An 11,507-nucleotide genomic window follows, 5' to 3' on the forward strand; every position below is an offset into this window, starting at 1 on the left:
ATCAGTCGTTTGGGCGAAAAAAAATGGCCAGGACACGCACCCGCACCGACCCGTTGATATCCGTGCCGGTCCATCAACTCGTCCGCCAAACCCAGCTGAATAATCCTGCCATATGTTCCAGACCGCGGAAAATACCACAGTCGCGAAAATCGCGCCATCAACTGGCGGCGGCGGCTCACGCCGCCAGCGACGCCGGCGCTGCTAATCCGCCTGTCGGCGCAGGAACGCGGGTATATCCAGTACTTCTTCGCTGGGCATCGCCCGGCTGCCGGATTCATACATTTTGTTGCGCCGGGCCGCAGTCGGTGTCTCCAGGTACGAGTAATTGGGATCGCCGTTCGCGGCTTTCTTGACGACCTCCATTTGCGGCCGCGCTGCCTGGGCGGTTTCTCCCAACCCGGTCGCAACGACCGTCACCCGGATACTGTCCTTCATTTTCGGATCAATCACCGTGCCAATCACGACCGTCGCATTTTCCGAGGCATATTCCTTCACCGTATTGCCGACTTCCTGAAATTCGCCGATTGACAGGTTTTCGCCCGCGGTGACGTTGACCAGAATACCGTTTGCACCGGCAAGGTTGACATCCTCAAGCAACGGGCTGGATGCGGCAGCCTCGGCCGCTTCCCTGGCGCGGTCAGGGCCCGAGGCCGTTCCCGAACCCATCATCGCCATACCCATTTCAGACATCACTGTTCTGACATCCGCGAAATCGACGTTGATCAGGCCGGGTCGCGTGATCAGTTCGGCGATTCCCTGGACCGCTCCTTGCAAGACATCGTTGGCTGCTCTGAATGCATCCAGCAAAGTGGTTTCACTGCCAAGTACAGACAGCAATTTTTCGTTGGGAATCGTGATCAGCGAATCGACATAGCGGCTGAGTTCGGTGATACCCTGATCAGCAACCGCGCGCCGCTTCACGCCTTCCATTTCGAATGGCCTGGTCACCACGGCGACGGTCAGAATCCCCATCTCCTTGGCGGTTTGCGCGACCACGGGCGCAGCACCGGTACCGGTTCCGCCACCCATGCCGGCGGTGATAAAAAGCATGTCACTGCCTTCGATCACTTCCTGAATACGGTCACGGTCCTCCATCGCGGCCTGCCGGCCGACTTCAGGATTGGCGCCCGCTCCAAGCCCCTTGGTGATGTTGCAACCAATCTGCAACGATGTTTTCACCCTTGAATGTTTCAACGCCTGTGCATCGGTATTGGCACAAATAAAGTCCACGCCGTCGATTCCCGCCGCGACCATGTGCATGACCGCATTGCCACCCCCGCCACCGACTCCGATGACCTTGATAACCGCGGTTTGGCTGTACGAATCCATTAACTCAAACATCACTCCCCTCCTTAGCATCAGCACTTAACACAACAAATACCCTTTAGAAATTTCCGTGAAACCATGTTTTCATACGCTCCCAGACATCCCTGAGATCGCCACCGAGTGGCGTAGAAGCCGCCTTGTCGGCCAGCGCCTCCTGTCCGTAGAGCAGCAGGCCCACGCCGGTTGCGTAAATCGGGTTACGAACCACATCGGATAATCCTTGAACGAATTGCGGAACGCCTAGGCGCACCGGCATGTGAAAAACTTCTTCGGCAAGTTCGATCGCACCTTCCATTTTCGCGCTGCCACCGGTCAGGACAATGCCGCCGGCAACCAGCTCCTCGAAACCGCTGCGTCGCAGTTCGTCCTGGACCAGCATGAATAATTCCTCGTAGCGCGGCTCGACGACTTCGGCCAGCGTCTGCCGCGCCAGTCTCCTCGGTGGCCGGTCGCCCACGCTGGGAACTTCGATCGTTTCGTCCGGGTTGGCCAGTTGCGACAAGGCACAGGCGTAGCGGATCTTGAGCTCCTCCGCATACTGGGTGGGCGTGCGCAGGGAGATCGCTATATCGTTCGTCGCCTGGTCTCCCGCAATTGGGATCACCGCCGTATGGCGAATGGCGCCGCCGCTGAAAACCGCAATATCGGTGGTGCCGCCGCCGATATCCACGAGGCAGGCGCCCAGCTCTTTTTCGTCCTGGGTCAGTACCGCGTAACTCGATGCCAGCTGCTCGAGAACCACGTCCTCGACCTGTAGTCCGCAGCGCTGCACGCACTTGATGATATTTTGCGCCGCGCTGACGGCGCCGGTCACCATGTGAACCTTGGCCTCAAGCCTGACCCCGGACATGCCTATCGGTTCGCGTATGCCTTCCTGGTGATCGATGATGAATTCTTGCGGCAAAACGTGAATCGTTCTCTGGTCCGCCGGTATCGCGACGGCCTGCGCAGCTTCAATCACGCGCTCGACATCGCCGCGGGTCACTTCCTTGTCGCGTATCGCGACGATGCCGTGGGAATTCAGACTGCGGATATGGCTACCGGCGATTCCCGCATGGACGGTGTGGATTTCGCAGCCGGCCATCAGCTCGGCCTCTTCCACCGCACGCTGAATCGACTGGACTGTGGACTCGATGTTCACGACCACACCCTTCTTCAGTCCGCGGGACGGGTGACTGCCAAGACCAATAACCTCAACCCCGCCTTCGTCGGTAATTTCACCGACTATCGCGACCACCTTTGAGGTGCCGATATCCAGCGCCACAATCAGATTTCTGTCACCTTTTCTCGACATTCTTTTTCCTTAGCCGCTGTGTGCGGTTAACCGGGCGGCAACTGCCGCCTCATCCTGTTTCCGCCAGCCGATAGCGAACCCGTTGCTATAGCGCATATCGACGTATTCAACCCTTCCCGGATCCGCGCCAACAATCTCCAGCACCAGGTCGCCGTAGCGCCTGATCCGCTGGTCGACGCGATGCCGCCCCAACCTGATGACTACACCACTGCTGAGCGTCATGTCCCATGCGCCGCGCGGATCGCGCACCAGTCCCACGACATCCAGTCCATGCGGCAATAAATATGAACGCGCCGCCAGAAAAACTTTGACGACTTCAGCTTCCGTTCCTGGCGGTCCGGCCAGCAAGGGCAAGCCAGCCGGCACATGACGGCTGTCAGCTATAAACAACTCGCCGCGAACATTGAGCAGGCCCGATGCACCCCAGCGAGCCGCCGGGCGTTGCTCGATCAGCGTAATGTGCAAACCGTTCGGCCATTGCCGGCTGATGCGAACCTGGTCCACCCACGGCAATCGCCTTATGGTCGTCGACAATCTATCGAGATCCAGCGATATGAAGCCGCCATGCAGGTTGGCGAGAACCTCGGCCTCGATCTGGCTGGCATTGACCCTTGCGAACGGGCCATCCACCTGGATGGTTGCGACCGGCCGGTCCAGCAGCAAGAACACGAAGATCACCGAGGCAGTGATAGCCAGCAAGGTCCCGCCAGCCAGCGCAAACCGCCTGATCGCAACCCAGTCGAACAGCGGTTCCTGCTGCGGGCGTTTGCGATTGCGTCTGTTAAGCATGGCCACCCCCTGCCGGCTGGCGGGCGATGAAGCTGGTTTCGAGTATGCGCCAGCACAACTCGGGAAAATCGATCCCCTGCCGCTGTGCCGCCATTGGCACGAGACTGTGGCTGGTCATGCCCGGCACGGTGTTGATTTCCAGGATCTGCGGCTCGCCCCGATCATCGAGTACGAAATCGACACGCCCCCATCCTTCGCCGCCGATATCGGCAAAGACCTGCAAGGACATCTTGCGGAAACGAAGCTCCTGCTCAGCGGACAGGCCTGCCGGGCAGTGATACCGGGTACTGTCGCTGAAGTACTTGGCCTGGTAATCGTAATAACTGCGGGGTGTTTCAATGCGAATGATCGGCAGGGCTTCGCCTTGCAATATGCCGGTCGTGTACTCGCCGCCATCCAGCCAAAGCTCCGCGATGACGCAATCGTCATGCCGGCAAGCCAACTCGTATGCCGCCTCGAGATCCGCGGCATCGGTGACTTTGGCCATCCCCAGGCTGGAGCCTTCGCAGGCCGGTTTGATTGCCAGCGGCAAACCGAGTTCGTCTGCCAGGCCAGCCAGATCGGCCACGCCCGCCAACACCCGAAACGGTGGCGTCGGCAGGCCGCAACCGATCATCAGCAGCTTGCTGCGGTATTTGTCCATCCCCAGCGCCGATCCTTGTATGCCGCTTCCGGTATACGGCAGACCCATGAGCTGCAGCGCGCCCTGCAGACTGCCGTCTTCACCGCCGCGCCCGTGCAACGCGATCCAGGCCCGATCAAAACGGCCGTTCGCCAGCACCTCGAGCAAATCGACGCCGGCATCGATACCGTGAGCGTCCACGCCTTTCTCCTGCAACGCCGCGAGCACGGGCTTGCCGGTCAACAAGGAAATTTCCCGCTCGGGCGAGAGTCCGCCATAGACCACGGCGACGCGGCCAAAGGCGTCTGCATCGCTAATCCTGGTACGCGATTCAGTCTGCAAGACTCTCTCCCACAATCCTGACCTCGGCGACCAGCTCCACGCCCTGCTCCTGGCGCACCTGCTCCTGTATTTTTTCAATCAGGCGTTCAACATCGGCCGCTGTCGCATCGCCGGTGTTAATAATGAAATTGGCGTGCTTGCCGGAAACCTCCGCACCGCCAAGGCGCATGCCCTTCATCCCACAGGCTTCGATCAGGCGTGCCGCATGATCGTCCAGCGGGTTGCGGAAAACGGAGCCGCAGCTGGGCAGTCCGATCGGCTGGCTCTCCTTGCGCCGCGCGAGCAATCTGCGAATTCCGGCTACGCTGGCATCCGCCTGTTCGTCGAATTCGAACAAGCCGGCGACAAACCATTCAACGGCTGGCATTTTAACTTCGCGGTAGGACACCTCGAATTCAAGCCGTTGCCGGGTCCGAATCCGGCCGGCCCGGTCAACCGTCTCGACCGCGGCAACCTGTTGCCAGGTCTCGCCGTCGAAGGCCCCGGCATTCATCGCCAGCGCTCCGCCAACGGTGCCCGGTATCCCAGCGAAGAATTCGGCCGGCCCGAGTTTCCAGCGGGCGCATTGTCTGGCTAGTTTGGCGCAGGCAACGCCGGCCTCGGCCCGCACCAACCCGTTGTCGAGCCGCTGCAGATTTGACAGGCCGGGGTGGGTCGCGATTACGACCCCGCGCAATCCGCCATCGCGAACCAGCAAATTACTGCCGAGGCCGAGCCAATGAATTTCGGTGCCGCTGTCCAGCCCGACCAGAAAATCGGCCAGGTCCTGCGCATCGGCCGGCTGGAAATAAATATCGGCGGGACCGCCCACACGCCAGGATGTATGTCGGCTCATCGGCTCGTCGTACCGTATCCGCCCGCGGATCGAGATGCCGGCCAGTGCATTCATGATCCGGTTTCCGCGGTCGGCAGGTCGTTGGGCGACTGCTTTTGCAGATTTGCAGCGAGTATGCCGATATCGCCTGCGCCCAGCAGGGCAAGAATGTCATCCTCGGCGAGGATTTCGGTCAACATCCCGGGCAAGTCATCGAGTTCGCCCAACAATATCGGCTCTAGCTCTCCGCGCGAGCGTATGGCTTCGGCCAGCGCCTTGCTGTCGGCACCAGCTATCGGCTCTTCACCGGCGGGATAGACCGGGCACAACAGCAATACGTCGGCGCCGGACAAGACTTCGGCAAACCGGGCGAACAAATCCCGGGTCCGGGTATACCGGTGTGGCTGGTAGGCGAGCACCAGGCGCCGGCCCGGCCAGCCGGTGCGGATAGTTTCCAATACTGCGCTCACTTCGGTCGGATGGTGGCCGTAGTCGTCAATCAGCAGAACCTGACGACCGCCCAACTGAATTTCCTGGACCTGGAAGCGCCGGTCGATGCCGGCGAATTCCCGCAATGCCCGCGCTACGGCATCGTCGGCGATATCGAGTTCATGGGCCACGCTGATCGCCGCCAGGGCGTTTCTGACGTTATGCACACCGGGAAGATTCAGGGTAATCGCCAGCGGCTCACGGTCCGGCCGAAGCGCAGTGAAACTGCAAATCGCACCCTGTTGCCGGACATTCTCCGCCCGCACATCGGCAGCCGCGCTCAGGCCATAAGTCGTCACCGGTCGCGCGATCTCATCGAGCACATCGGCAACGCCCTCGTCGTCCAGGCAGAGTACGGCGAGCCCGTAAAAAGGCAGGTTATGGATGAATTCGATAAAGCTCTGCCGCAGCCTGGAGAAATCGCCGCCATAGGATTCCAGGTGGTCGGCGTCGATGTTGGTCAGCACAGCGAGCATCGGCTGCAGATGCATAAAAGACGCGTCGCTCTCGTCGGCTTCGGCAACCAGGTAGCGGCCGGTACCCAGGCGCGCATTGGTGCCGGCGCTCTTGAGCAATCCACCGACGACAAATGTCGGGTCCTCGCCGCCTTCGGCCAGCACTGACGCGATCAGGCTGGTCGTCGTGGTCTTGCCGTGGGTGCCGGCGACCGCGATCGCATAGCGGAAGCGCATCAACTCAGCCAGCATTTCCGCACGCTGTACGACCGGCAGACGCCGCTGTCTGGCCGCTTCGATCTCGGGGTTGTTTTCGCTAACCGCACTGGACACGACAATCACATCCGCAGCACCGACATTCTCAGCCGCATGACCGATCGCAATACTCGCGCCCAGCGACGCGAGCCGCCTGGTAACCCGACCGTGGCGCAGATCCGAGCCTTGAACCTGGTAACCCAGGTTGATCATCACCTCGGCGATCCCGCCCATGCCGACCCCACCGATACCGACAAAGTGAATCCGGTTAATCTGCCGCATACGAGTGTTCATGACACCCCCTTGTGCCGGTCCGGGGAAAAACCCGGCCCATCGGCCATGGCGCCAAGGCACGCCCGCACGACCTTGCCACAGGCGCCGGGAGCAGCCAGCGACCTGGCCCGGCCAGCCATCTCAAGCAGGCTTTGCCGGTCGCCGGCAAATCTCAGAATTATGGCGGCCAGCGAATCTGCCGACAGATTCGCTTCGGGCAGCAGTACCGCGGCCCCCGCGCGAACCAGCCAATTGGCATTGAGATTCTGGTGATCATCGACGGCTGACGGAAACGGTATCAGCACCGCTGCCAGCCCGGCGGCCGCCAGCTCGAATACGGTCAGTGCACCGGCACGGCAAACCACCAGGTCCGCCCAGCCATAGGCATCGGCCATTTGTTCGATAAACGGTTCCACGCGCGCATCGATGTCATGCTGCCGGTAGGCGGCCTTTGCCTGCGCCAGGGTCCTCTCGCCGGCCTGATGCCAGACTTGCGGCCGCTGGCCGCTATCTATCTGCGCCAGCGCCAGCGGCACCATCGTGTTGAGACGCAACGCACCCTGACTGCCGCCCAGCACCAGCAGGCGCAGGCTGCCGCTCCGGCCCGCCATTCTCAGGACCGGTTCGGGCAGCGAAAGGATTTCATCGCGAACCGGATTGCCGACCGTCTCGACCCCGGAGCTGATGCGCTCCGGGTTTGGAAAGCTACTCGGAAAAGCTTCCAGAACACGATCCGCAATTCGTGCGAGCGAGCGGTTGGTCAGACCGGCGACAGCGTTTTGCTCATGTATAACCAGCCTGCGACCTAGCAGGCGCGCCGCCAGCCCACCGGGGCCAGAAACAAAACCACCCATGCCGAGCACCACCGCCGGCCTGATTTTTCGCAGAATGGATAGCGACTGAAAAAGCGCTCTTAGCAATCGAAACGGCGCCAGTAACCAGCTGACCACGCCTTTGCCGCGCAAAGCGGAGACCGAAATCCATTCGATCGGTATTTGCTGCTGCGGGATGACCCTGCCTTCCAGCCCGCGCCGCGTACCCAGCCAAACGACATCCCTGCCCATGGCGGCAAGGCCGCGGGCAACGGCCAGCGCCGGGTACACGTGTCCTCCCGTCCCCCCCGCCATGATCATGACCGGGCCGCTCATCGGCGAGGCCTCCGGCTGCGGACCACCTGCCGTTTTCGGGCGCCACCCTGGCTACCGACCTGGCCCAGTTCCAGGCGAATCCTCAGCAACAATCCGAGCGCGATAAAGGTCACCAGGAGGCTGCTGCCACCGTAACTGAGGATGGGTAAAGTCAGGCCCTTGGTGGGCAGCAGGCCCAGGTTGACGCCCATATGGATGAACGCCTGCAGCCCCAGCCAGATACCGAGGCCGGCAGCCAGGTAGGCCTGGTAATAGCGGCCGGCCTCGGCCGAATATCGTGCCAGCCAGAAAGCGCGCCAGACCACCAGCAGGTACAGACAGACAATCAGCAGCACACCGGCAAGACCCAGTTCCTCGGCAATCACCGCAAACACGAAATCGGTGTGCGCCTCAGGCAGGTAGAACATTTTCTGCACGCTGTTCCCCAGCCCGACACCCAGCCATTCGCCGCGACCCACAGCGATAAGCGACTGGGTAAGCTGAAAGCCGGAATCGAACGGATCTGCCCAAGGATCAAGAAATCCGGTGAGTCTTTTGAGCCGGTATGGCGCAGAGATTGCGAGGACTGCCAGGGCGCCCGTCACAGCGACAAACAGCATCAGAAAATCGCGCAAGCGCACGCCACCGAGAAACAACAGGCCCAGGGTCGTTCCCATCAGCACCGTCGCCGCGCCAAAGTCCGGTTGCGCCAGTAACAGGGCACAGGCCAGGCCAACCAGGAATACCGGCCCGGCCAAACCCGTAAAACTCGTCTGCAGGGCCTCGCGCCGCCGTACCAGGTACCCGCACAGGTACATCAGGATCAACAAACGGGCCGGTTCAGAAACCTGCAGCGAAGCAGGCCCGAAACTTATCCAGCGAGTCGCCCCATTGACCGTGTTGCCGACACCAGGCAACAAAACCAGGACCAGCAACGCCAGCCCGGACAACAGCAACAACGGGCCCGTCCGCTGCCAGACCTGGGTCGGGATCAACATGGCCATGAAGCCGCCGGTGAGAGCGAGCAAAAGGAACATTGCCTGTTTTTGCAGGTAATAAAACGCATTGCCGGTTTCACTTTCGGCAATGCTTATCGAGGCCGAGGTCATCATGACCAGGCCCAGCAGTAAAAGGGTTGCCGCCAGCCCAACCAGCACTGGGTCCAGGCTGGTTCGCCGCGGTAGTCCGGCGTTATGCAGGGTGATCGCCGGCGTGTTCACGAAAGCGCCTTTGCCACCGCAGCGGAGAAAACCCGGCCGCGATCGCGGAAATCGTCAAACATGTCCTGGCTGCCGCAAGCCGGCGACAGCAGCACCGTGTCCCCGCGACGCGCCTGCGCGTGGGCGATCTCAACCGCTTCACGCATACTGCCGGCATGACTGACCGGGCAAATCGGCAGCAGCGCCTCGGCGAGTACCTGAGCGTCCTGGCCAAGCAGGATCGCAGACCTCGCTTTGCCGGCCAGCGCCGCCGCCAGCGGGGCAAAATCCTGGGCCTTGGCCTGACCCCCGGCGATCAGCAGCAACGGACCTTGCAAGCCTTCGACCGCGGCGACCGCAGCACCCACATTGGTTCCCTTGGAATCATCGACCCAGCGAACGCCATCTTGTTCGGCAACAAGATGGGTTCGGTGGGGCAGGCCGGTGTACATGCGTAGCGCGCGCGCACAGGTATCCATGGGCACGGACAAGACATCGGCCATCGCCAGTGCCGCCAGCGCGTTGGCCAGGTTGTGCCGGCCGCTAAGCGGTAACTCGGCTACGGCGAGCAGCTCTTCATTGCCGCGCGCAAGAAAACAATCCGCGCCATTCAATCCATTGCCAAGCAATCCAAAATTATTTCCGGCGGGTGCATCCAGGCCAAAACTCAGGTACTCGCAGCCAGGCGGCAGCAGCGACATCACTGTGGCATCGTCGCGATTGACGATGGCTTTTTCGCAGCGTTCGAAAATCCTCGCCTTGCTGGCCGCATAGGCGGCAAAGTCCGCATAGCGATCCAGGTGGTCTGCCGACACATTGAGCAACGTCGCGACTTTTGCCTGCAGGCCGGACACCAGGTCAAGCTGAAAGCTGGACAATTCCAGCAAGTACAGCTCGGGCGTGTCTCCGCCCAGCAACTCGAGCGCGGGCGGGCCCAGGTTGCCACCGGTCCTTACCCGGACCGCGGCCCTCTCGAGCATCGTGGCCAGCATGGTGGTGACCGTGCTTTTGCCGTTGGAGCCGGTGATGGCGGCCAACGGCACGCCCGTATCGCGGGCGCGCTGCGCCAACAGCCCGATGTCGTTACCCAGCGGCAGGCCGCGGGCCTTCGCCTCCAGTAACACGGGGTGGTCGAGGGAAACGCCCGGCGAAACCCAAATACGATCGACCCGATCCAGCCAGCCTGCCGGGTATGCCCCCAGCGCCAGTTCTACATCCAGGCCTTCTTTTTGCAAAGCCTCCAGTCCCGGCGGTTTCTCCCGGGTATCGGCGATCAGCACCGCATCGCCCCGCGCCGACAGGAAACGGGCAAGCGACAAACCGGTGGCGCCGAGCCCGATCACCAGGCTGCGGCAACGCACGCCATTACCGCCCGGCTCGGCGCCTGCCATCAAGTTATTTTTTTGCCCGCTACCTAGCATTGGAAAAACCTGTCAGCGAATCTTCAACGACGACAAACCGACCAGCACCAGGATCACCGTAATAATCCAGAACCGGACAATAACCTTGGGCTCCGCCCATCCCTTGAGCTCATAGTGATGATGCAAAGGCGCCATGCGAAAAATTCTCTTGCCGGTAAGCTTGAACGAAGCCACTTGCAACATGACCGAGACCGTTTCAATGACGAATACACCGCCCATCACCAGCAGGATTAATTCCTGGCGCACAATGACGGCAACAACACCGATGGCGGCGCCCAGCGCAAGCGCACCGATATCGCCCATAAAAACCTGTGCCGGATAAGTGTTAAACCAAAGGAAGCCCAGCCCGGCGCCGGCCAGCGAGGCACAGAACACCATCATTTCACCCGAACCGGCGATGTATGGGATACCGAGGTACTCGGCGATGACGATATTGCCCGATGCATAAGCGAAAATTCCCAGCGCACCGCAAACCAGCACGCAAGGCATGATCGCCAGGCCATCCAGGCCATCGGTGAGATTGACCGCGTTGCTGGTGCCGACGATGACGAAATAGGTGAACACCAGGTAAAAGCCGCCCAGCGGAATGAGCCAATCCTTGAAAAAGGGGATCAGCAAAGCATGCTCGATGGCCGGGTCCTGCGCGTTGTAATAAAGGATCAGCGCGGCCGAGATCGCGGCCACCGACTGCCAGAACAATTTCGCCCTGACCGACAGGCCCTGCGAGTCTTTCAAAATCAATTTACGGTAGTCATCGACGAAACCGATGGTGCCGAATGCAAGCGTCACCCCGAGTACGACCCAGACATAATAATTATCGAGCCTGGACCACAGCAGCGTACTCAGCACGATCGCGATCAGAATCAGGGCGCCGCCCATGGTCGGCGTGCCCGCCTTGAGCAAGTGGGTTTCCGGGCCGATCTCGCGAACCTGCTGACCGATTTGGCGAATACTCAGGTGGCGTATCATCAAAGGGCCCACCAACAAAGAAATGCTAAGCGCGGTCAACGCACTGAGAATCGCCCGCAAGGTCAGGTAACCGAATACATTGAAGCCCGAATAAAGCTGGCTGAGATAATCCGTTAAATACAGCAGCACCTT

The 11,507-nt window shown here is 61.0% G+C and carries 10 protein-coding genes; all 10 read right to left on the minus strand.

Annotation, left to right across the window (positions count from 1 at the left end):
* Positions 1–201: 201 nt before the first annotated feature.
* The 10 genes from ftsZ to IIA05_04005 are packed head-to-tail and all read right to left on the minus strand — an operon-like array spanning position 202 to position 11,504.
* On the minus strand, positions 202–1,341 hold the full coding sequence (gene ftsZ / locus IIA05_03960) for a cell division protein FtsZ (protein MCH9026259.1): 1,140 nt from the start codon (positions 1,339–1,341) through the stop codon (positions 202–204).
* Positions 1,342–1,384: 43 nt separating this feature from the next.
* A complete protein-coding gene (ftsA, locus tag IIA05_03965) occupies positions 1,385–2,620 on the minus strand; it encodes a cell division protein FtsA (GenBank protein ID MCH9026260.1) in 1,236 nt (411 codons plus the stop codon).
* Positions 2,621–2,629: 9 nt separating this feature from the next.
* Complete coding sequence (locus IIA05_03970; protein MCH9026261.1) at positions 2,630–3,409, minus strand: cell division protein FtsQ/DivIB; 780 nt, start codon at positions 3,407–3,409, stop codon at positions 2,630–2,632.
* A complete protein-coding gene (locus IIA05_03975) occupies positions 3,402–4,349 on the minus strand; it encodes a D-alanine--D-alanine ligase (GenBank protein ID MCH9026262.1) in 948 nt (315 codons plus the stop codon). Before IIA05_03975 ends, IIA05_03970 begins: the two co-directional genes overlap by 8 nt.
* Before the next feature lie 13 nt (positions 4,350–4,362).
* Complete coding sequence (gene murB / locus IIA05_03980) at positions 4,363–5,262, minus strand: UDP-N-acetylmuramate dehydrogenase (protein ID MCH9026263.1); 900 nt, start codon at positions 5,260–5,262, stop codon at positions 4,363–4,365.
* Positions 5,259–6,668 (minus strand): UDP-N-acetylmuramate--L-alanine ligase, encoded by a 1,410-nt coding sequence (murC, locus tag IIA05_03985; GenBank protein MCH9026264.1) that lies wholly within the window; start codon positions 6,666–6,668, stop codon positions 5,259–5,261. Before murC ends, murB begins: the two co-directional genes overlap by 4 nt.
* A gap of 8 nt (positions 6,669–6,676) precedes the next feature.
* Positions 6,677–7,807 carry an undecaprenyldiphospho-muramoylpentapeptide beta-N-acetylglucosaminyltransferase gene (murG, locus tag IIA05_03990; GenBank protein MCH9026265.1) on the minus strand — a complete coding sequence of 377 codons (1,131 nt, stop codon included), beginning with the start codon at positions 7,805–7,807 and terminating at the stop codon, positions 6,677–6,679.
* Positions 7,804–9,006, minus strand: a complete 1,203-nt coding sequence (gene ftsW / locus IIA05_03995; protein ID MCH9026266.1) for a putative lipid II flippase FtsW — start codon at positions 9,004–9,006, stop codon at positions 7,804–7,806. The genes murG and ftsW overlap by 4 nt, the downstream gene beginning before the upstream one ends.
* Positions 9,003–10,376, minus strand: coding sequence for a UDP-N-acetylmuramoyl-L-alanine--D-glutamate ligase (gene murD / locus IIA05_04000; GenBank protein ID MCH9026267.1), 1,374 nt, complete (start codon positions 10,374–10,376; stop codon positions 9,003–9,005). The genes ftsW and murD overlap by 4 nt, the downstream gene beginning before the upstream one ends.
* A 42-nt stretch (positions 10,377–10,418) precedes the next feature.
* Positions 10,419–11,504 (minus strand): phospho-N-acetylmuramoyl-pentapeptide-transferase, encoded by a 1,086-nt coding sequence (locus tag IIA05_04005; protein MCH9026268.1) that lies wholly within the window; start codon positions 11,502–11,504, stop codon positions 10,419–10,421.
* Positions 11,505–11,507 lie beyond the last annotated feature (3 nt).

This window comes from Pseudomonadota bacterium (assembly GCA_022572885.1).
GTDB lineage: Bacteria > Pseudomonadota > Gammaproteobacteria > Steroidobacterales > MnTg04 > MnTg04.